This is a genomic window from Micromonospora sp. SL4-19, from assembly GCF_047921475.1.
In the GTDB taxonomy this organism is placed as follows: Bacteria; Actinomycetota; Actinomycetes; order Mycobacteriales; family Micromonosporaceae; genus Micromonospora.
In genome coordinates, this window is sequence record NZ_JBLROB010000019.1 from 99,709 (window position 1) to 121,659 (window position 21,951).

Genomic DNA, 21,951 nt, shown 5'->3' on the forward strand with positions numbered 1-21,951 from the left:
CAACGAAGGTTCGTCACTCAAGGGTTACCTTGTGCTACCGGGGCGACCTAGCCTCCGCACCATGTCTGATATCTCCCGCCGCAGGCTTCTCGGCGCCATCGCCGGTGGCACCGCACTTTCCTTTCTGCCCCCGTCGCTGCTGAAGGCGATGGCCGCGCCGCTGCCTCCCGGCGGTATGGATGCTATTGAACACGTCATCATCCTGATGCAGGAGAACCGATCCTTCGACAACTACTACGGCACCCTCAAGGGCGTGCGCGGCTTCGGCGACCGTACACCGTTGCGTCTGCCCACCGGGGCCACCGCCTTCGAGCAGCCGCGGTCCGGTGGTGGCAAGGTCCTGCCGTTCTCGGCCCGGCAGGCGGCGGTCGACGCCGGCCGCCGCGAGAGCGACATCCAGTACCTCGGCGCGCTCCCGCACGGCTTCTCCGACGCCAACCAGGCCCGGGCGAATGGCTGGTGGAACGACTGGGTCGCGGCCAAGGGCCAGAGCACCATGGCCTTCTACGACCGCCGGGACATCCCCCTCCAGTACGAACTGGCCGACCGTTTCACCATCTGCGACGCCTACTTCTGCTCGGTCTACGGCTCGACCAACCCAAACCGCAACTACCTGTGGACCGGCACGACCGGCTACGAGCCGGACGGCGTCAACCGGGCTGTCACCAACGCCGCGTACTCCTACACCCACGCTGGCTATGACTGGACGACATACCCCGAGCGCCTGGAGGCCGCCGACGTCTCCTGGCAGATCTACCAGGAGTGGGACAACTTCACCGACAACGCCGTGGAGTACTTCCGGCCCTGGAAGGAGATCGGCCGGAAGATTCTCTCCAAGGTCAGCGGCCAGTACTCCACCACCGAGCAGTTCTACGACGGTCTGTGGGGCAAGTCCGCGGACCAGCGGAAGGCCGCGCTGGCCCAGTTCCAGCAGGGTGTCGACTCGCTGACCGAGGTGGAACGCCGGCTGTTCATGCGGGGCGCCTACCGCTCCGAGCCGAACACTCTCGTCCAGCGAATCAGATCCGACATCAAGAACGGCACGCTGCCGAAGGTGAGTTGGCTGGTCCCGACGGCGGCACTCTCCGAGCACCCCAGCTCCTCCACCCCGGTCGGCAGCGCCAACCTCATCTACGACCTCCTCGACGCCATCGCGAGTGACCCGAAGACCTGGTCAAAGACGGCTTTGTTCATCAACTTCGACGAGAACGACGGCTACTTCGACCACGTGCCCGCCCCAGTCGCGCCCCGGCCGGACTCCGGCAACAGCGACGACTGGTTCAACGGCCTCCCGGTCGGCCCCGGCCCGCGGGTGCCGATGACGGTCGTCTCGCCGTGGACGGCCGGCGGTTTCGTCTGCTCGGAGACGTTCGACCACACCTCGGTCATCCGGTTCCTGGAGAAGTGGACCGGCGTCCAGGAGCCCAACATCAGCGCCTGGCGCCGCAGCGTGTTCGGCGACCTGACCTCCGCCTTCGACTTCAACCGCCGATACGCGCAGCCCAAGCTGGAGCAGCCTGGCCCGGTGCCGTCGGCGGTCGGCCGCTGGAACCCCGTACCGCCGAAGAACCAGTCGCTCCCGCAGCAGGAGGCCGGCACCCGCCCGGCGCGCCCCTCTCCGTACCAGCTGTCCCTGCGGGTCGACGTCACCGGCTCCAGCGTCCGCCTCCGGCTCGGCAACGCCGGCACCACCGCCGCAACGTTCACCGCCTACCCCGGCGACGGCACCGCCCCGCGCGCGTGGACCGTCTCCGCGGGCCGGACCGCCGACAACACGGTCGCGTACGGCGCCGACGGCTACGACCTGCAGGTCACTGGCCCCGGCTGGTCCGTATGGGAGCTGCGCGGCACCGGCGTGGGCGCCGAGGCGTACCTGGTCGAGCAGGCCGTCCCCGGCCAGGTGAAGGTCCAGTGCGCCAACCCCTCCACCGCCACCCGCACGCTCCTCGTCGGCGAGTCGGCCTACCCGCGCAACCCCGGTGACCATGTCCAGGCCGTCACCCTCGCGCCCGGCGAGACCCAGACCGTGCCGATCCACCTCCCCGACCACGGCTGGTACGACGTCGTGGTCGTCGACCAAGGGGACCCAGCGTTCCTGCGCCGGATGACCGGCCGCCTGGCCAACGGCAAGCCCGGCGTCACCGACCCGGCGACCGGTACCGCCCCGACCCTGGCCGCGACGATCACCCTGCCGCAACCGTTGCCATCCCTGGATACACCGTTCGCCCAAGGCAACCCGACCGATGTCGTCGTCACCGTGCGGAACCAGGCCGACGCCAAGCTCGACCAGCTTTCGGTCGCCCTGCTCGCCCCCTCCGGCTGGACGATCGAGCGGACCGCCGCAGCGCCGACCGCGGTCGCCGCCGGGGACTCGGCCGATGTGCGGTTCACCGTCACGCCCGCCCCGAACGCCACCGCAGGCACCCTGGTGGTCGCCGCCCACGGCGACGGCAACGGCCTGCTGAGGCTCGCCGACGCACGTGTCCGCTTCCGGGTCGCCCCTGCGATGAGCGTATCGATGACCGGTCCGGCGAGCTCGCCCGGCACCGACGGCACCGTGATCTCGCCGGGCAGACCGGTCACCGTGACCGCCACCGTCACCAATGCCGGCGGCACCCCGCTTGCCAGCCTGGCCGCCACGCTGGCCCTCCCGACGGGCTGGACCGCCACCCCCAGAGGCGACGCGCCGGCGGCCGTTCCGGCCCACTCCACCGCCCGCCTGGAGTGGGACGTTCTCGTCCCCACCTCGGCGGCGCGCGACTCCGGCAGCCTCAAGGCGACCGTCACGGCGAATCTGAGCGGCAGCGTCCAGCAGGCGACCGCGTCCCTGTCCGCCAAGACCGGGCCCGTCATGACCGGCTACCTGCTCGCGGAGGACTTCGAGTTCGTCGCCCCCGCGCTCGCCCCGGCGGCCGACCTCAGCCGTCCCGGCCTGCTCGGCTGGACCCGAACCACCCCCGACGGCTGGACGGTCACCAACGCGCCGGCCATGCCGCAGGGCACCCGGGAGCTGCAGGGCTGGACCTTCCTGTCCAAGCAGTTCTGGTTCCCGGGCGGGCAAAACCGCCCCAACTTCAGCCGGTCCCTCGGCGTCGTCGCGGTCGCCGACCCCGACGACTGGGACGACACCGGCAGCCCGTCCGGCCGGGGCCGGTTCGACTCGACCCTGACCACCCCGGCGGTGGCCATCCCTTCGGGCACCTCCACCCTCCACCTGGGCTTCGACTCCCACTACCGCCAGGAGAGCCCGCAGGAGGCCGAGGTCACCGTCCAGTTCGACACCGGCGACAAGGTCCAACTGCTGCACTACAGCAGCGCCACCTCCGGGAACACCAACCAGGGCCAGGACCAGGAGAACCGGCTCGTCCGGCTCTCCTGCCCCGTCCCGGCTGGGGCCACGTCGGCGAAGGTCAACTTCCGGATCTTCAATGCTGGCAACAACTGGTACTGGGCGATCGACAACGTCCGCCTGGGCACCAGCCCGATCGCCGACGCCTGACCGACCGGCGGCCTGCCCGCCTCCGCGCGGGGACGCATGGTCGTCCCCGCGCGGAGTCGCGGTGATGCGCCAGGAGCCGGACCCGTCCGGCCGACCGGCCCGCCTCCTGGCGTGAGCGCCGCTGGCTACCTCAGGTCGAGCGCCTGCCGCAGCGAGGCGGCCTCCTTCAGGCCCTACCAGCCGCCGTGCGATCCGAACGTGGGAACTGCTATTTCCGTCCGGCTGGTCAGCGGGTCCTTTCTCGTTGCCGGATTGGACAACGACTGTTTACCTCCGGTGCCGCCTGCTGTGCGGTAGGTCCGCAATGGTGGGGGATGGCGTGCCCGCCGGACCTGACTCGCCGGTGGAAGCACGTACTGACGAGTGCAGTGGGACGCTCGTTTCCTGTGCAAGGGAGAGTTGAACCGTGCCTGCCCCTCGATCAACCCGCCGATTTAGAGGATGGGGGGCAGCCATTTCGATGGCAGTTGCCCTCTCCGCGGCGGCGCTCGTTGCCCCGCCCCATGCTGCTGCGGCCGAAAGCCCCTTTCCCGCGACGGACATCCCGTCGCAGATCTCGATGCTGTACGGCCCGGAAGGATCCGGACCGGTGTCGATGCGATTCGCGTGGGTGACCGACCCTGACATTACAAAATCGGTGTTGGAGTACGCGACCAAGGCGTCCTACGACGCAACCGGCGAGTTCGATCAGCGCATCGAGGGCCGCTGGGAGCGTGCCGACATAAATGTGGCCACCAGTCAGCCGATCAATGGCCACAAGGTCGAGGTCGGCGGGCTGTCCCCGGGCACGGAGTACGTCTACCGGGTCGGCGATGGCGGGTCGCTGGTCAGTAAGGTCGCCTCGTTCACCACGCGTGGGGCGGAGGTGGAGGAGTTCTCCTTCCACTGGTACACCGGCCCCCAGATGGACGACTACGACGGCTACGTCGAGACGATGGTCCCGGCAATGGACCGAGCCTTCGGCGAGGTGCCCGACCCGGCGTTCATGCTGTTCACCGGTGACCTGGTCAACCACAGCTACAAGTCCCAGGAGTGGGACGGCTTCTTCAAGGCGCTCGAGCCCCGCACGGCGAGCATCCCGACGTACTTCACGATCGGCAACCACGAGTACGAGGGCAATCCCAGCGATGGCTACCTCGACTGGGAGTCACCCGACCCGTACTTCACCAACTTTGCGGCCCGCACCAACATCCCCTCGAACGGCCCGGCGTACTTCGGTGCCGCCGGCGGCCTGCCAACCGCCGTCGGCGAGGAGGCCAAGACGCTGCGCAACACCGCCTACTACTTCGAGTACGGCGACGCCCTGTTCGTGGTGCTCAACCACTTCGACCAGCTGAAGCCGTCCGAACTGCGGCCGCAGCTGGACTGGTTGAAGACCGTCGTGCAGGCGTCGGACGCGAAGTGGAAGATCGCTGCCTACCACCACGGCCCCTACCTGGGTCGGCGTAACCACCCGTCGAACTACCTGGAGATCACCAAGGCGTTCGACCAGGCCGGCATCGACTTGTCGATCTCCGGGCACGACGGTATGTACCTGCGCACCCACCCGATGAAGGACAACCTGGTCGCCGGGAATGGCAAGGGTACGACTTACCTCACCGGTGCCGCGGCGGGCGATGGACAGGGCTACACCTGGAACCCGGAGATCGCGGGTGACTACACCGCGGTCTACAAGGACAACCAGGAGGCCAGCTACCAGACCGTTTCGGTCTCTCCGGAGCGGATCGCGATCACCTCCACCAGCCGCGATCCCCGGACCGGCGCCTACAGCGTCAACGACACCTTCCAGATCACTCAGCCGCTGCCCTCCTCGCTGGCGGATTGGGTCCCCCCGACCTCTCCAAAGCCCGTGCTCGACAAGGACTTCCCGCCCCTGGTCGAAGGCACCTACCAGATCAGTACGCCCGCGCAGTTGCGGTACGTGAGCAACAACTTCGGCGACGGGTTCGGGCAGCTGCCGCTGGACGGCCACTACGCGCTGACCAAGGACATCGACCTGCAACACCGGCGCGGATTCCGCCCGCTGGGTCTGCCCGCCGTGAACGCCAAGGATGCCGGCCCGGGCTTCACCGGAACCTTCGACGGCGCGGGCCACTCGATCAGCGGTCTCCACCTCGGTTACGACCAGGGCTGGGAGCTCGATGGCAAGCCCTCGCCCACCGGATTCGTGGGCCGACTCGGCTCGGGCGGTGTGGTCCGCAACCTGGGGCTCGTCGACGTCGACTACCACGACACCGAGGGCCCGGTCGGCGGCGTCGCCGGCATGCTCGAGGGCGGCACTCTGGACAGGGTGTTCGTCGCCGGCAGCGTTGCCGGTGCCCAGGACGCTGCGGGCGGCCTGATCGGCGTCCTCAACGGTGGCTCCGTGACGGACTCGTACGCGACGGTGAACCTGGACGGCAAAGCCACCACGGGCGGCCTGGTCGGTGAGATCACCGGCGCGGCGACCATCGAGCGCAGTCTCGCGGCCGGCGCGGTGACTACCACCGGAGAAGCCGGTGGCGCGGTCGGCCACGTACAGTCCACCGACGCCGTGCTCGGCGGCATCGTCGCGGCGAACCGTGCCGTCACCGGATCGGCGGCCGGCAAGCTGTTCGCAGCCGCGGTCGCCGACGCGGAGGTGGCCGGCAACGTCGTGTGGGCCGGCGTGCCGCTGACTGGCACGAAGACCGAGCAGCGCGGCATCAGGGAGCTCACCCAGGCCGAACTCACCGTCCAGGACACCTACAAGGGTCTTGGCTGGACCTTCGAGGCGGCTTGGGCATGGCAACCGGCCACCAGCTCTGCCGTCGCCTACCCGCATCTCGCCGGCCTGTCCGGTCAGGTCAACACGCTGCCCTTCACCAACAAGGCGGCTCTGGCGGGTCTGTTGGCCACCATGACGGGCGAGAACGCCCCGAACCCGGCCGGCTACACACCGTACAGCTTCCAGTTCCTCACAAAGGCCATTGACACCGCCGGCGCTGCGATGGACGACCCGTACGCCTCGCAGACCAAGGTCGACGCCGCCGTCGCCGAGCTCACCACGGCCATCAAGTTCCTCAACCCGCTTGCAGCGGAGAAGCAGTACCGGTCCGCGAGCATTGAGGAGCTCCGCTTCCGCATCGCCGAGATCGGCAGCGGCGAGGCCACGATCTGGATCACCGACGACCTCGTTGCCGACAAGGGCGGGGCGATCCAGGTCGACGCTGGCAAGACCCGCCTCGAGGCGGACAAGCCGACCACGCTCACCGCGGTGGGCAACGTCTACTTCAACGTCGATGGCGCGAAGCTGACGATCGGTCCGAACCTGACCGTCGTGCAGAGCGCCGACAGCACCGCGCTGGCAGCGTTCTTCATGGTGCGCAACAAGGGCCACCTCGCGGTTCAAGACGCGACGATCCGGTCGGACGCCACGATGTCAGGCTCGCAGGGCGTCATCATCACCGAGGGCTCCGGCCCGACCGTCACGATCGAGCGGTCCACCGTAAGCGGCAAGGGTGCCCGCACCATCTACGCCTACAACGCGGGCCCGCTGTTCACGATCACCGACAGCACGATCACCAACACCAACACCGCCCTCTACCGCAGTGACTACGTGCTGAACGGCACCACGGTGATCACCGGTAGCACCGGTGGCGGTGCGGCGATCCACGACTTCCGCGGCAGCGAGGTCGCCGGGAACGCCGCGGACAAGGTCGTCACGCTCACCAAGGCCGGCACCGGTCTCGCGGTGACCGACCCGGCGTACACGATCACCTACGTCGTGACCGAGCCCGGCGCCGCGGCACCGGGCGACCTCCAGGGCGCCGTCGCCTACACCGAGCCGATCAACCTCCCGGAGGGAGGCACCATCTGGGCCGCGCTGACCCACGGAGGCCACCACGGCATCATCAAGTCCTTCGTCGTCGAGGCGCCCGGTGGCCCCGTCGGCCCCTCGCCAGCCTGCCGCACTGCCCGGAAGCAGGCTGACGCGGCAGCAAAGGCCGTCGACAAGGCTGAAAAGGCCGTCCAGAAGGCCCGGACGAAGGTCCACGATGCCGAGACCAAGCTCGAGAAGAGGGTGGCGAGCGGGCAACCGGCCGAGGCCATCGAGCAGGCCGCGGCGCAGGTCACGAAGGCCAACGTCCAACTCGAGGAGACCGCGGCCACGCTGGCGACAGCCGAGTCTGCTTATGCGGCCGCCGTCGCTCACGTGACCGCCGCCTGTCAGTAACACCGCAGCAACGCAGGATTCGGGGCCGCCTACGCCAACTCGGCGCTAGGCGGCCCCGGCCGGCAGATGCGTGCGCGTTGGACTGTGACGCGACTCGAACCCCAACGGGCTCGTCCTGCGCCGTGCGCGAACAGCGGCTGGTTGCCGCTCGTCGCGGGGGCAGTGGGCCAGGCTCTTAGCCGGCTCGAAGCTGATGTCCTAGGACGGTTTAGAGGGTGTGCGTCTTCACCCTGAGCACGGCAGCCAGGCGCGCGATATCGCGAGGACGCCGCCCGGCGGCGGGTGGCAGGATCGGCGCGGTGACGGTGGACGTGGTTCGGCGGGGCGTTCAGTTGGATCGAGTCGGTGGCGGTGCCCGCCGACGGTGGTCTGGGCTGGCTGGAGGCGGGCGAACGCTTCGACGACCTCTATGCCGGGACCGCCGGGGTGTTGCTCGGCTGCGCCGAGGCCACGGCCGCCGGTCTGTCCACGGCCGATGGTCCCGCCGAAGCGACGACGGGTGGTGGTGCCGCCGGGCCGGGGTCGGCTCTCGGCCGGGTCGCGGCCGGTGCCCGAGACCGGCTGGTGCATCTTGCCCGGCACGAGCCGGACGCCGCGACGATGCCGGACGACGGGTTGTTCGGCGGCTGGGCCGGGGTCGCGGTCGCGTTGCGCGCCTGGGCTACGGTCGCCGGCGACCGAGCCGCCCTCGACGCCGCCGCGTTGGTGACGGCGCGGATCGCCGAGCGGCTTCTGCATCGACCCGTGGACCCGCTCCGGTACTCCGACGTCATCTCCGGAGACGCGGGCATCCTGCTGACCCTCCTCGACGCCTGCGACGATGTCGCCGACAGTGCTGTGGTGCAGGCTGCCCACGTCCTCGCTGACGGCCTAGTGGGGCTCGCCGAGGACCGGCCGGACGGGCTGCACTGGCGGATGCTGGCCGGGCATGAGCGCCTCATGCCCGGCTTCTCCCACGGCACCGCCGGCGTCGCCTACGCCCTCGCCGCCGCCGGCAGCACCCTCCACCGCGACGACCTTCTCGACACCGCCGTCCGCGCCGCCGACGGCCTCCTGGCCCTGGGCCGCCACCCCGACGGCTGGGCGCTGCCGCTGTTGATTCCGCCCCGCCCGGACCGCCCGCCGGTCAACTTCGGCTGGTGCCACGGCCCCACCGGCACCGTACGGCTCTTCGCCCTCCTCGACACCGTCGACCCGCAGCCCCGCTGGCGGCAGGCCGTCGACGCGTGCCTACGGGCGCTGCACGACAGCCGCCTCCCGCAGCGGCTGTACCCGGGCTACTGGGACAACCTCGCCCGCTGCTGCGGCACCGCCGGCGTCGGGCAGCTGCTACTCGACCGCTTCCAGGCCACTGCCGACACCGCCCTGCTCACCTGGGCCAACCTGCTCGCCGCGGACGTCCTCGCCCGCACCGTCCCCACACCACCAGGCGTCACCTGGTCCAACACCGAGCACACCAGGACCCCGCCGGATCTGCCGCCGGAACCCGGCTTCATGCAGGGCACCGCCGGGATCGTCGGCTGGCTCGCCCGGCTTGCCGCCCCCGCCACTCCGCCCGTCCTGCCTTGGCTGTGACCGGCCCCCCGTCGACCGCTCTGCCCGGCGGACGATCACCGTAGAACCCGGTCGTATAGCGCCCGCAGCTGAGACTTGATGGGCTCGGCGAAGGGGAGCCCTGGACGAGCAGGCCGAGTTCGATGTTGGTGTCCTCGGCGCTGGGGGAGAAGTTGGCGCTGGTCAGCAGCACGAGTGCGTGGTCCGTCGCCTTGGAAAGGCTCAGTATGTGACGCGCACGCCCATCTCGGCCCAGGTGAGGCGGTCGATGATGCCGTCGGCGGTGAGCCCCCGCATGCCCTGGTACCACCGCACGCCCGACTCGGTCCGGGCGTCGAACTCGATGGACGCTGGGCCGCACCGACGGGCGCCGATGAACCGTTTGACGAATGCGACGTCCTCGCCACTGCTGCCGGTGCGGATGGTGCGGGACCCGGGTGCCCGCCGGCCTGGGAGTGGGAACGGCCGCCGGGCCTTCTATCACCCGAGCCGGACATCATCTACGGCTTCGCAACCAAGGGGTGGAGCACTCCACCAACCCGGACTGGTACCACAACTTGACCGCCGCCGGTGTCGGCAATGTCGAACGCGGAACCGAGACATACAAGGTGACCGTCCGCGGATTGACCGGCGCTGAACGCGACCGCATCTACGCCGAGCAAGCGCGGCGCTACCCAGGCTTTGCCGAGTACGCACGCCAAACTGCTGGAGTCCGCAGCATTCCAGTGCTCGAACTTAAGCGGGCGTAGCCCACACCCGTAAGACCAGCAGCGAGATCCTGGTGACGTTCGAGGGATACATCCGCCAGGTCGACTGGTCGCTCATCGTCGGCCAGCCTTGCTGGGACCGATCAAGGTCGTGCGATCGACCTGGCTCGACGACGCGGCCCGATGCATTCGATTCGACCCTCGGAGCCGCGTGCCGGTCATCCGGCCGCCGGTTGCGTCGCGGTGCGGCGGTGACGACGACAGGCAGCCCGCGGCTCCGCCCCGGCTTCCGGGGCGCGAAGGGAAACACCCACCTTCGGGGACAGCACGGTGCGCGTGGCTCTTGGATACTGGCAGCCATGCAGGAAATCGCCCGACTGGCCGGGTTCTTTGCCGCCCATGGCATCTGGGGCGTCTCGGATGGAGCGACACTGATCCCGCTGCTCGGCTATGAGCAGGCCAGCGGCGATCGCGGCATGGACCGGTTCGCCTTCGACGATGTCGGCGACGGCGCACAAGCCGGCCTGGAGGCGCTACAGGCGAACCAACACGACGCGGCTCGCGCGGTGCTGGTGGTCGACGGGTACCTGCACCTGGCTGGTGGACGGACTGACGCGTTGATCGTCGAGGCCGTCGAATACGGGCCGGTTCGTCGGTCCTTCAAGATGGGCGTGCCCTACCGCCCGCAGCCGAGTCCCGACGGCTTCGCCGTGCACCGGCCCAAGTTCACCGAGGTCGTCGGCATCGACAGGCAGGACTATCCCGCTTTGACCGACGCCTTCTTCGCCGGAGTTGATTCGCACGAGCGCGCAGCGCCCGTGTGGAACGCTCACCTCGACCCGTCCATCTGAGTAAGGGCGACGACTCCGACGACTCCTGCGACGGATGCAGTCTCAGCCGACCCCTGCGCTTGCCGAAACCTCGTCCACGCAGGTCACGCAGCATGCTCGTCCTTGTGGAGAAAGTCGCCGAGGCGATCGCGTCTTCGTTTGGCGAGGCGGGCGGTCCTGCTGACTCGCGCCGAGCAGCTGGGCGAGGGGGCGCACCTGCCGGGTTCGAAACCCTGCCACTTGTCCTGAGCTGGGCTTCTATGCGGCTCGTTCATGCTCGGCCACTCACCATGTCATCCGGCGCGGCCGAGGGCTTTAATTGGTCTCCTGCGTGCCGTTGCGGGTCGGTGGGATCCGGCGATCCGGTAGCCGATTCCCGGCGTCGTTGCGATGATCGGTGGGTTGCCGAGTTTGCGTCGTAACCAGCTCACGGTCACGGTGACGGTGGTGGTGAACTGGTCGGCGTTCTCGTCCCTGACCTGTTCGAGCAGGGCCTCGGTGCTCAGGAAGCCTGGGCTGGCCAGTAGCAGCGCCTGCAGCACCGCGAACTCCTTCACCGAGAGGTTGAGTTGCCGCCCATCGCGACCGGTGTACCGGGTCCAGCGCGATTCCGGCTGCGTGAAGCGTCCGGGGTCGCGCGTCTGGCTTGCGGCGTGCGAGGGCCTGGATACGCAGGATCAGCTCGGGGAAGTGGAAGGGCTTGGCGAGATAGTCATCCGCGCCAAGGGTCAGCCCGCTGACCCGGTCGCCGGGTGCGCTCGCTGCGGTCAGCATCAGCACATCGGCCGGTCGGCCCGCTCGATGATCATCTGGCACAGCGTGTCGCCGCGGAGGCCGGGCAGGTCTTCAGGGCCACGGCACAGCAATCACCTCATGGGCCCGACTTGGTGTGGCGGGCCGCGGTGGCGTTGAGACGCCGCCAAGCGGCCGGCACAGGCTGGCACCCCGTTCCGAGGTGCGGGACGACGACGTGTCTGCCGGGCCGGTCACCAACGGGGTTCCAATCGATTCCCAACCGTCCTGCCAGGGTGAAGCGGCACAACGACGGAAGGAACGGCATGCGCAACATTCTTGTCACCGGCTCGGTGGACGGCATTGGCCTGCGAACCGCGGCCCAGCTCATCGCCGGGGGGCATCAGGTGGTCCTGCACGCCCGCAACGAGGAACGGGCGGCGGTCGCCAAGACGGCGCTCCCGGCAGCGGCCGGGATCGCGGTCGGCGATCTGCGCTCGATCGAGGAAACCGCCGCGCTCGCCAGGTCGCTGGCCGCGTTCGGACGCTTCGACACCATCGTGCACAACGCGGGGATCGCCCGGCTGGACGCCTCGGAGCGGGAGCTGACCGGGGATGGGCTGGAGTCGACCTTCCAGGTCAACGTTCTCGCGCCGTACCTGCTGACGGCGTTGCTCGCCCAGCCGGAGCGTCTCGTGTTCGTGTCGTCGGCGATGGCCGCGGACGGTGTGGTTGACCTCGCCGACCTGCAGTACGACACCCGCCCGTGGAATGGGGTCGAGGTGTACTCCAGCTCGAAGCTGCTGGACCTGATGCTCGCGTTGGCCGTCGCCCGTCGATGGCCCGGAACCTTGAGCAACGTCGTCGACCCCGGCTGGGTGCGCACCAAGATGGGCGGCGACGCTGCGCCGACGAGCCCCGACGACGCCGCGCGGGCCCAGGTGCGCCTTGCCGTAGGCACCGACGCCGACGTCCTGGTCAGTGGGCACTATTTCAGCCAACGCGACTGGCGGCCGTCCCCCTCCAGCATGGACCCGGCACTGCTGGACGGGCTGCTCACACGCTGCGGTGAGCTCACCGGCGTCCAACTGCCTGAGGACGCGTCCGCTTCGCGTTCGCGCCAGCACCTTGACCGTTGATCTTCGCTGCTGGCCGCGGAGTGAGCGTCCGGTCCAGGATGTCGCGGTGCAGCCCGGCGAGCTCCGGTCCGGGCTCGACGCCGAGTTCGTCTATCAGGCGGTTCCGCGCCTCGCGCAGCATGGCCAGCGCGTCCCCCCGGCGGCCCGCCCGGTACAACGCCTGCGCTAACAGCGCCCAACCCCGCTCCCGCAGCGGGTGTTCGGTGAGGAACGCCCGGAGCTGCGCAACGGCCGTATCGTTGGCGCCCAACTCGACCAGGGCGGCCAGGCGGTGTTCCAGCGCACCGGTCCGCAGCTCCTGGAGCCGATGCGACTCCGCGATGACGAACTCGTGGTCCGCGCAGTCGGCGTACGCCCGTCCCCGCCAGAGTGCGAGCGCCGCGTCGAACCGGACCAGCGCGGATCGGGCTTCACCGTTGGTCAGCAGGTCCCGTCCCTGGGCCGCCGCCGTGCTGAACCGGTCGGCGTCGAGCGTGCGCGACCCCAACCGCAACGCGTACCCGGCGCCATCCCGAACGAGCACCCGCCCGGGCTGCCGTGGCGCCCGGTCGGGCTCAAGCGCCCGTCGCAGCACCGACAAGTAGCCCTGCGCGGTGATCCGGGCACTCGGTGGCGGGTCGTGCGGCCACAGGCAATCGACCACTGCGTCGATCGACACGAACTGGCCGTTGGCGATGACCAGTCGGCACAACACCGTACGCGGTGCCGGCCCGCCGACGGCGACGGCCCGGCCGTGGTGCCGCACGGCGGTCGGGCCGAGCACCCCGACTGTCAGGCCCGCCCGGACAGCGGCGTCACCGAGAATGCTCACGACAGCGGCCCGTCGTGCTTGGTTTTCATAGATGTTCCTTCCTCCGGTGTGCTGCGGCTGCCCGACGAGGTGCGGCATTCATAGGGCCGGGTCGGAGTTGGCGGACCCTTAACGCCGGCTTGGCGGGCTGGTGGCTGGTGGGTGCGGTCCCGACCGGCCGACCGAAAGGTTCGGATGGTGCACCAGGCGCGCCCGCCAAGTCGGCACCAAGTGTTCGCCAGGCGCAGTGCCCGAGGGTTGAGAAGCACGAGAGCGAGTCGGCCGTCCGTAGCCGGCACCGGGGCTGCCCGCCAATGGCCGCCCCATCCCGAACAGGCCGCCAGCGGTGCGGCCGGAGGAGACCATGGCCACCACGACCCCCCACCCCGAGCCGAACCTCATCGGCTTCCGGATCAACCACCGCACCATGCGGTCCGACACTCGCCGGCTGGCCGAGCTGCTCAGCCATGTGGCTGCTGGACAGATCGCGTACGACCGGCGCCGGGCGACGGCCTTGCGGACGTATCTGCGGCTGCTCTGTGACGGCATCCATCACCACCACAAGATGGAGGACGAGGTCCTCTGGCCGGTGCTGCAACAGTCGGCGGGCGCGGAGATCGACCTGCGGGAGCTCAGCGACGACCACGCCGCGCTCGATCCGGTCCTGGACGAGGTACGGGCGGCGGCGGACGAGCTGATCGCCGCGTTCGCCTCGGGCTCACCAGAAGCGGGCCGGGTACGCACCGTCGCAGGGCATCTCGCCGCGGCCCTGGCTCAGCTGCGCGATGTCCTCGACGAGCACATCGAGGAGGAGGAGCGGCTGATCTTCCCGGTAATCCGGCGCTACGTCAGCGTCGCCGACTGGAACACCGTGGAGCGGGCGGTCCGCAAAGGCGGTGCGCTGCGCTTCGAACTGCCCAGGATCGAGCGGTACGCCCGCCCGGAGGAGCTGGACGAGCTGAGAAAGATCGCCGGACCGGTGCTGCGGCTGATGCTCGCGGCGCTGCGACCGGGTTTCCGCCGCCGGGAGGCGACGGTCTTCGGCGGGTGACACGTCCGAGCGGCGGTGACCCGGTTCAACGCACCGCCGCCGGCACGTACGCCGACTCGTCGCTCCACGGCACGGCGCCGACCCTGCGGGCCAGCCGGAGCCCGGCGTCGCGGTGCGCGGCGACGGCCGGATCGCCCAGCGCGGCGGCGAGCTCGGCAAGGGTTTGGTCCACCGGGCCGAGCGAGATCGATCCGCACTCCAGGCCGGCGAACCGCCCGGCCCACGGCAGCAGCTCGCGGTAGCAGCGCTGCGCAGCCGGGCGGTCGCCGAGCCGCGCCGCGACCTGCCCGCGCAGCGTCATCCAGTACAGCCACAGGTAGTCGGGGCGGATCGGGGTCTGTGGCCGCCAGACAGCCCTTGCCGCCTCCCGGTCGCCTGCGGAGAGCAGCGCGTGGGCCAGCACGTCGTGCGTGTCGTCCGGCACCCGCGCATGCACCTGCCGGATCTCCTCGACCACCTCGTGCCCGCGCCCGACCGCGGTCAGCACGGTGAACCGACCCATCAGCCCCATCGCCGCCGCGTTGGGACCACCGACGCGGCTCATCCGATCGCTGATCTCCGCGTACCGGCGCGACGCCTCATCGAGATCACCGGCGAAGAGAGCGCGCAGGCCGGTGAACCACCCCATGACGGCGAGGATCAGGCCCAGCTGACCGGTCGTGGCCTCCTCGATCGCCCGGTCGACGTGGTGGCGTGCCCGGTCGAAGTCGGCCTCGGTGAGCGCGGCCTGGTAGAGGATGTGGTGGGCCTCGCACTGGTACGCGGTAAGCCCCGCAGCCTCGGCGACCGCCAGCAGCTCCCGCCCGACGTCGGGCAGTTCGGCCCGGTGCGCGGGGGCGACGGTGACGAAGTAGCGGGCGTTGAGCGCGCGGCAGAGCACCGCCGGATCGTCCTGCCGGCGGGCTAGCGCGAGGGCTTCCCGGGTGACCTCGTCGGCGCGCTGCAGATCGGCGCCCTCGATCTCGAAGGCGAGAGTGCTCAGCAGTCGGGACCGCAGCGCCGGGCCGTCGTCGCCCACGCGGGACAGCTCCTGTTCCAGCAGCCGGACCAGCGGCTCGTCGACGGCGCGGTCGGGCCGGATGGTCCAGGTCACCGGGGCGTCGAAGCAGGTCAGTGCGGCGTGGACGGCCTGCGGGTCGCCGATCCCGGTGGCCAGCCGCACTGCTTCGGCGCGCGCGGCGCGGGCGCTCAGCACGTCACCGGCGAGTGCGCTCGCGGTGGCCAGATTGCAGAGCAGGTCGAGACGTGCGCGGGCCGGAACCGCTGCGGCGAGGTCGGCCGCGCGCAGCGCGCCGGTCCAGTACGCGGCAGCTTCCCGAGGCGCGCCGAGGTCACCGGCCCAGCGGGCGGCGGCGGCCAGGTGCCCGATCGCGTCCTGCGCGGTGGCCGGGGTGAGGGCGGCGAGTGCGTGCCTCCCCAACGCCGCCACACCGTCGACGCGCTGCTCCCGCAGCACAGTGAGGATTCGGCTGTGCATCCGGGTGCGTCGCAGCAGCGGGACGCTGTGGTAGAGCGCGTCCCGCATCAGGGCGTGCGCGAACCGGATCCGCCCCGGCTCGGGCTCGACGAGCAGACCCGCGGTCACCCCGGCCTCCAGGCCGTCGAGGACCGGCTCCTCGGGGCCGCCGTCGACGGCGATCAGGATGTCGACCTCGGCGTCCGAGCCCAGGACGGCGGCGTGCCGCAGCACCGTCTGGGCGGTGGCCGGCAGCCGTGCCAGCCGCCGGGCCAGCACGTGACCCAGCGCGGCGGGGATGCCGTCGAGCGCTGACCCGGGGCCTTCGGCCGCGATCAGTTTGGCCAGCTCGATCGTGAACAGCGGGTTGCCCGCCGAGCGTTCCCGCACGGTGTGCAGCAGTTCGGTGTCGGTGGTGTCGACGCCATGGCGACGCAGCAGTTCGGTGACGACCGCGTCGTCGAGGCCGCCGAGGTCCAGTTCCACCGCCGGTACGCCCGTGAGCGCGGCCCGGGCCACCACGAAGTCGTCGGTCACCTCGTCGGGGCGGAATGTCGCCACCACCAGGACGGGCGCCTCAGCCAGGGCGGCCGCGAGGTGGCGCAGGATACGCAGGGTCTCACCGTCGGCCCGGTGGATGTCCTCGATCACGACGAGCAGCGGGCCGTGGCCGGCCAGCCGGGACAGGTAGGCACCCAGCGCCTGGCGTAGGTGGAACTCGTCGTACTGCCCGCGGGCGCCGGCAGGCGTTGCGGTGCCGGTGCTCAGTAGTAGCTGCAGGCCGCGGGCCTCCGGCTCGTCGAGCGGGAGCCGTCCGCGGGCGGCGGTGACCACCTCGTGCCACGCCCAGGCCGGCGGCGCGCCATCCACCTGCGGGCAGGTGCCGATCGCCGTGGTCCAGCCGTCGTCGGTGAGGGACTCGGCGAGGTGGCGGGCCAGCGTCGACTTCCCGCCACCCGCTTCGGCACCGACCCAGCAGATGCCGAGGCCGGCTGCGGTGGCGCGGTCGGCCGCCGAGCGCATCCGGGCCAGCTCGGCCGCGCGGCCGAGCATTGGCTGCGCCGCGGGCGGTCGATCGGGTACGACAGCCGGCGGGTCGGCCCGCCCGACCACGGCTGAGGGCCGGGCGACCCGGGAGGCGGGCGGCCCCAGGCGAGGGTTCTGCCGAAGCAGATCCGTCTCCAGGCTCCGCAGCTCGGGGCCGGGTTCGATGCCTAACTGTTCGATCAGCGCGGCGCGCACCGATCGCAGCACGTCGAGGGCATCGGCCTGCCGTCCGAGGCGATACAGCGCGACCGCGAGCAGCATCGCGCCCTGCTCCCGCAGCGGATGGTCCCGGACGTGCGGATCGAGGTCGAGGATCACCTCATCTGCGCGGTCCAGGTCGAGCAGCAGCTTGGCGCGCTGTTCGACGGCGGTCAGTCGTAGCCGGCCCAGCCGTTCGCTCTCCCGGTCCGCCCACAGCTCCCCGACGAACTCGGCGTACGGCGTGGCCCCGCCCCAACAGGCGAGGACTTCGTCCAGCCCGGCCAGCGCCGCCCGCGGCTGCGTCTCGGTGACCCGCGTCGCCGTCCGCAGCGCCGCTTCGAACCGCCATGCGTCCACGTCCGGCGCCGGTAGTCGCAGGGCGTACCCCGGAGCCGCGGTGACGAGGATCCGGGCGGGACGGCGGGGCGGGCGGTCCGGCTCCAGCGCCCGGCGCAGGTTCGACACGTACACCTGCAGGGCGGCCTGGGCCCGCGGCGGCGGGTCTCCCGACCAGAGGTCCTCGATGAGCCGGTCCACCGACACCACATGACCGCCTCCGGCGACAAGCCGGGCCAGCACCGCGCGCTGTCGCGGCGCCCCGAGTTCGATCGGGGTGCCGTTCCGCATTGCCCACACTGGGCCGAGCACACCGACCGTCGTCACGCTGCAACCGTAGTGAGCCGAAGCCACCTTGGAGATCCGTTATCCGACAGCTTCTCGATCAACCGTTCGGACCTCACCCGGACTCCGCCGTCCCCGCTCGAACCGGTCGTCGTCGGACGCCCGCACCTGAGCACCGTCACCACCCTCGTCGGGCAGGCCGTTACGGCGTCCGACGAGTCACCCGGGAAGCCGTGAAGAGGCCGTTGATTTCCGTGCCCGGCTCAATACGTAAGCCTCGATTTTAGGCTGGAGGAATTCACGGAACCTGCACCGCCTCGCTGCGACGTCGCTCACGGCCGCCCCTGCTGGCCGTGCTGGCGCAGGATCCGCGTGAACTCGTCCGCGCCGCACCGCGCCGCGCCGCCACGGCGCACCCATGCCCGTCCCCAGGTGCCGTCGAGCGGCTCTGGCACATGTCCAGCCCGCGCTGCTTTGCCGGGGTCGATGAGTGGGCCGAATCGAGTTCGATCGGGTGTGTTGGCTCGGGCAGGATGGCGGGGTGATCTGGGGGAGACGGGGCAGCGGGGTTGAGCCGCCGGCGGTGGGGGAGGGCGAGCCTCTCGGGGCGGTGCGGATCGCGGTCGACGATGCCGCCGCGGGCCGGTGGGAGGCGTTGAACCATCTGGTCGAGGTGCTGCTCGCGGTCGATGATGCCGGTGACGAGGTGGTGGCGCGATCGGCGTTGACGCTGGTGGCCGGCGTCGCGGGGTTGGTGGCCCGGCTGGACCGGCACGCGCGGCAGGCACCGTGGTACGGCCCGTACGAGGAGCCTGCGTTGCGGCGGGTCGGGGCGCGTTTCTCGGTCGCGACGTCGGGGCCTGTCGCGATGGCGCTGGCGAGCATGCACGGTGACGGGCGAATCCGGGAACGCGCGGTCGCGGCGATGGTCGGTCGTCCATGCCCGGAGGTGATGCCGTTCCTCGTGCTGCGTACCGCTGATTGGGTCACGCCGGTACGGGATCGGGCGCGGGCCGGGCTGGCGTTGTTGCTCGCCGACGAACCGGGTGGCTACCTGCCCGCGGTGCTGCCGATGGCGTTGCGCCTCGACGCGCGCCTGCGAGGTAGCTTCACCGTCACCCAGATACGGGCGGCGATGCTGCCGGCACCGGTGGAGGTGTGGCGCGGGCTGCTGGGATCGGGTGGCCGCAGGCAGCGGCGGTTCGTGTTCGACATCGGCCTGTCCCAGGGCTGGCTGCGTCTGCCCGACCTCGTGATCCGTGCCGAGACTGACTCGGATGTGGGGATTCGGGTCCGGGCAGCCGAGGCGGCCTGCCGTGAGGCGGTCTGGACCCGCCGGCACGACGTCCTGCATCGCCTGGCCCGGTCGGTTCGTGCGGAGGTGCGGGTGGTGGCGTTGACCGGGCTGGCCCGGGTCGGTCAGGACAGCGACGTTGCCGCGCACTTGGACGATGACGCGCCGCTGATCCGGGCGGTGGCCCGGGACGCGGCCCGCCGGCTAGGCATCGACGCCCGGGAGCATTACCGGACCGCGGTCGGCGCCGGAGAACCGGCGCTGGGTGCGATCGTTGGGCTTGCCGAGACCGGCTCGGCAGCGGACGCGCCGCTGCTGCGGCCGCTGCTGACCCACTCGCAAGCCAGGGTCCGTGCCCAGGCGGTACGAGGCCTGCGCCTGCTCGAGGCGGTTGTCGCGCAGGAGGTGCTTCCGCTGCTACGGGATCCGTCGCCGGCGGTGGTCCGGGAGGTGACCACCGCGCTGCGACCCCTGGCCGGTGCCCTGCCGCCAGGCCTTCCGTGGCAGCTGCTCGGGGACGCCCGGGTGGAGTTGCGTCGGGCCGGCTACCGCCTCCTGTCTGGCAACGGCGTCGACGTCCAGTTGCGCGCTGCCCTGATGCTCACCATCGACCCGGACCCTCGCCTGGCCGAACGTGGCAAAGCCGACGTGACCCGCCTCGCCCGCGACGGCGCGCAAACCACCTGGCGCCGCACGCCACCACCCGAGCTGCCGGTCACCGCCGCGCAGCACGGCGAGCTGGCCGCGTTGGCGGCCCGAGCGGCGGCGGCACTCGGCGAGGACACCAGCCGGATGCTCACAATCTGGCTGGCGCGTACCCGCCCCTGTGGATGAGTGCTCTCGTCGCTGTCGCACAGGTCCCGTGACCGACCTCAGGGGCGGCAGATCTTCTCCCGTGTACCTGGAAAGGTCATGGGTTGAGGTTTGCCCATCGCGCGGAGGTCGGTAGCCCTCCGGATTCCTTCGGTGGGCAATCGCGCGCTTGGTGGACGGGTCCAGGGTCTCGGGCAGGTGGTCGAACGAGGCGGGCCAGACATCCAACAGCAAGAAGACTTCCTGGCCGTCGCGCATCGTCAACAAGTTGCACCGCCTGTGCGGGCAGAATTCAGGCCGCCGCCCGGCCCGGTGCATGAACACGGGGTTGGCAACAGATCCCGGGTTTTATGGGTAATCATAGTCAAACATTGGCATATACTGTGGAGATGTGAAGTTCTCAGACTGGGCGCGTGGGCAGGGCGTGACCTGTCAGACCGCCTGGTGGTGGGTGAGGGGCGGCAGGATGCCGGTCCCTGTCCGTCAGGCGCCGTCTGGTACGTGGATCGTGGAAGAGGCGCGGTGCGCGGCCGGTCGCGTGGTCGCCTACTGCCGCGTGTCCTCCAGCGACCAGATGGGTGGCCTGGACCGCCAGAGCGTGCGGGTTGTGGAGGGGGCGAACGCCGAGGGCTTGGCCGTGGCGGAGGTCGTGACTGAGATCGGCTCCGGCCTGAACGGCGAGCGCCGTAAGCTGCATCGTCTCCTCGCCGACCCGGCTGCGGCGGTGATCGTGGTCGAGCACGAGGACCGGCTCGCCCGGTTCGGTGTGGAGCACCTGCAAGCCGCGCTGGCTGCGACCGGGCGTCGCCTGGTAGTTCTGGACGCGGGGGAATCCACGAACGACCTGGTCGAGGACATGGCCGACGTGTTGACGTCGATGTGTGCCCGGCTGTACGGGCAGCGGGCGGCGACGAGCCGTGCCGCCCGCGCTCTGGCTGCCGCGACCGGCGAGGAACCATTGGTGTGAAGAAGTTCGAGCCGCGGCCTGGTTTCGTGGTCCAGGCGTTTCGTTTCGCGTTGGATCCGAACGTCATGCAGGAGCAGCGGCTGCGGTCGCACTGTGGTGCGGCTCGGGCCGCCTACAACTGGGCCGTCTGCTGGGTGATGGCCTCCTGGTGGCAGCGGAAGGCGGAGGGGTCGTACGGCATCGCCGAGGAGGAGTTGACGCCGTGGCGGCCGTGGTCGCTGCCGGCGTTGCGGAAGGTGTTCAACGAGGTCAAGAAGACCGATCCGCGTTTTGCAGGCTGGTGGCAGGAGAACTCCAAGGAGGCGTACAGCACGGGCCTGGCGAACGCGGCGGCGGCGTTCGACAACTACGCCACGTCCAAGCGCGGGCAGCGTGAGGGCAAGCGGGTGGGTATGCCCCGGCGCAAGTCCAAGCACACCGCCCGGCTGGCTTGCCGGTTCACTACCGGCGCCATCCGTGTGGAGCCGGACCGGCGGCATGTCACGTTGCCGCGGCTCGGGATGATCCGCACCCACGAGTCCACCCGCAAGCTGCAACGGCGCATCGCGAACAACACCGCCCGCATCCTGTCCGCCACGGTTAGGTTCGAGCGGGGCCGGTGGTTCGTCTCCTTTCAGGTCGAGATCCAGCGTGCCACCGGCCGCGCTGCGGCGCGTCTGGATGCGGCGGCGGGTGTGGACCTGGGCGTGAAGTGCCTCGCGGTGATCGCCGACAGCCAGGGCGCGGTGCGGTTCGTGCCGAACCCGGCGCACTACGGCAGCGCGCTCAAGCAGCTCAAGCGGCTGTCCCGCCGGGTTTCCCGCCGCCGGGGGCCGGACCGGCGCACCGGGCAGCGGCCGTCCAGGCGGTGGCTCGCCGCGAACACCGAGCGCAACCGGATCCATCACCGGGTGGCGAATCTGCGCGCTGATGCCCTCCACAAGCTCACCACGAGCATCACCGGCGAGTACGGCACCGTCGTGGTCGAAGACCTCAACGTTTCCGGCATGCTCCGTAACCGACGCCTCGCCCGCCGTGTCGCCGACGCGGGCTTCGGGGAGATCCGCCGCCAGACC

The 21,951-nt window shown here is 70.6% G+C and carries 13 protein-coding genes and 1 pseudogene; 10 read left to right on the forward strand and 4 right to left on the reverse strand.

Annotation, left to right across the window (positions count from 1 at the left end):
* Nucleotides 1-61 precede the first annotated feature (61 nt).
* From ACNAVT_RS21525 to ACNAVT_RS21535, 3 genes are all read left to right on the forward strand, one after another.
* Nucleotides 62-3,499, forward strand: coding sequence for a phosphocholine-specific phospholipase C (locus ACNAVT_RS21525; RefSeq protein ID WP_416298879.1), 3,438 nt, complete (start codon nt 62-64; stop codon nt 3,497-3,499).
* Between the two features lie 595 nt (nt 3,500-4,094).
* Nucleotides 4,095-7,694 (forward strand): metallophosphoesterase, encoded by a 3,600-nt coding sequence (locus tag ACNAVT_RS21530; RefSeq protein ID WP_416298903.1) that lies wholly within the window; start codon nt 4,095-4,097, stop codon nt 7,692-7,694.
* Between the two features lie 345 nt (nt 7,695-8,039).
* The gene (locus ACNAVT_RS21535) at nt 8,040-9,269 is read left to right on the forward strand and encodes a lanthionine synthetase LanC family protein (RefSeq protein WP_416298881.1); all 1,230 of its coding nucleotides are present in this window, start codon (nt 8,040-8,042) and stop codon (nt 9,267-9,269) included.
* Between the two features lie 201 nt (nt 9,270-9,470).
* Here the strand turns inward: ACNAVT_RS21535 and ACNAVT_RS21540 are convergent, their stop codons facing one another.
* The gene (locus ACNAVT_RS21540; RefSeq protein WP_416298905.1) at nt 9,471-9,671 is read right to left on the reverse strand and encodes a peptidoglycan-binding domain-containing protein; all 201 of its coding nucleotides are present in this window, start codon (nt 9,669-9,671) and stop codon (nt 9,471-9,473) included.
* A gap of 98 nt (nt 9,672-9,769) precedes the next feature.
* On the opposite strand from ACNAVT_RS21540, the gene ACNAVT_RS21545 reads away from it, so the two are divergent.
* Entirely contained in the window at nt 9,770-9,997 is a 228-nt protein-coding gene (locus tag ACNAVT_RS21545) for a nitroreductase family deazaflavin-dependent oxidoreductase (protein ID WP_416298883.1), read from the forward strand.
* Nucleotides 9,998-10,314: 317 nt separating this feature from the next.
* A complete protein-coding gene (locus ACNAVT_RS21550) occupies nt 10,315-10,806 on the forward strand; it encodes a hypothetical protein (RefSeq protein WP_416298884.1) in 492 nt (163 codons plus the stop codon).
* 272 nt (nt 10,807-11,078) lie between these two features.
* Here the strand turns inward: ACNAVT_RS21550 and ACNAVT_RS21555 are convergent.
* Nucleotides 11,079-11,351: pseudogene (locus tag ACNAVT_RS21555) on the reverse strand (helix-turn-helix domain-containing protein); the annotation flags it as partial.
* A 492-nt stretch (nt 11,352-11,843) separates the two neighbouring features.
* Here ACNAVT_RS21555 and ACNAVT_RS21560 point away from each other — a divergent pair.
* On the forward strand, nt 11,844-12,656 hold the full coding sequence (locus ACNAVT_RS21560) for an SDR family NAD(P)-dependent oxidoreductase (RefSeq protein ID WP_416298886.1): 813 nt from the start codon (nt 11,844-11,846) through the stop codon (nt 12,654-12,656).
* Here the strand turns inward: ACNAVT_RS21560 and ACNAVT_RS21565 are convergent.
* Nucleotides 12,592-13,467 (reverse strand): AfsR/SARP family transcriptional regulator, encoded by an 876-nt coding sequence (locus ACNAVT_RS21565; RefSeq protein WP_416298888.1) that lies wholly within the window; start codon nt 13,465-13,467, stop codon nt 12,592-12,594. The two genes, ACNAVT_RS21560 and ACNAVT_RS21565, sit on opposite strands and share 65 nt — an antisense overlap.
* A 343-nt stretch (nt 13,468-13,810) precedes the next feature.
* Here ACNAVT_RS21565 and ACNAVT_RS21570 point away from each other — a divergent pair, with 343 nt between their 5' ends.
* The gene (locus ACNAVT_RS21570; protein ID WP_416298890.1) at nt 13,811-14,497 is read left to right on the forward strand and encodes a hemerythrin domain-containing protein; all 687 of its coding nucleotides are present in this window, start codon (nt 13,811-13,813) and stop codon (nt 14,495-14,497) included.
* A 25-nt stretch (nt 14,498-14,522) separates the two neighbouring features.
* Here ACNAVT_RS21570 and ACNAVT_RS21575 read toward each other — a convergent pair whose 3' ends face one another.
* On the reverse strand, nt 14,523-17,864 hold the full coding sequence (locus ACNAVT_RS21575) for a BTAD domain-containing putative transcriptional regulator (RefSeq protein WP_416298891.1): 3,342 nt from the start codon (nt 17,862-17,864) through the stop codon (nt 14,523-14,525).
* Between the two features lie 499 nt (nt 17,865-18,363).
* Between ACNAVT_RS21575 and ACNAVT_RS21580 the strand changes: the two genes are divergently transcribed.
* The 3 genes from ACNAVT_RS21580 to tnpB form a co-directional block, all read left to right on the forward strand.
* Nucleotides 18,364-19,950, forward strand: a complete 1,587-nt coding sequence (locus tag ACNAVT_RS21580) for a HEAT repeat domain-containing protein (RefSeq protein ID WP_416298893.1) — start codon at nt 18,364-18,366, stop codon at nt 19,948-19,950.
* Between the two features lie 370 nt (nt 19,951-20,320).
* A complete protein-coding gene (locus ACNAVT_RS21585; RefSeq protein WP_416298895.1) occupies nt 20,321-20,896 on the forward strand; it encodes an IS607 family transposase in 576 nt (191 codons plus the stop codon).
* A partial coding sequence (gene tnpB, locus ACNAVT_RS21590; protein ID WP_416298897.1) for an IS607 family element RNA-guided endonuclease TnpB occupies nt 20,893-21,951 on the forward strand: 1,059 nt, incomplete at its 3' end. The genes ACNAVT_RS21585 and tnpB, both read left to right, overlap by 4 nt.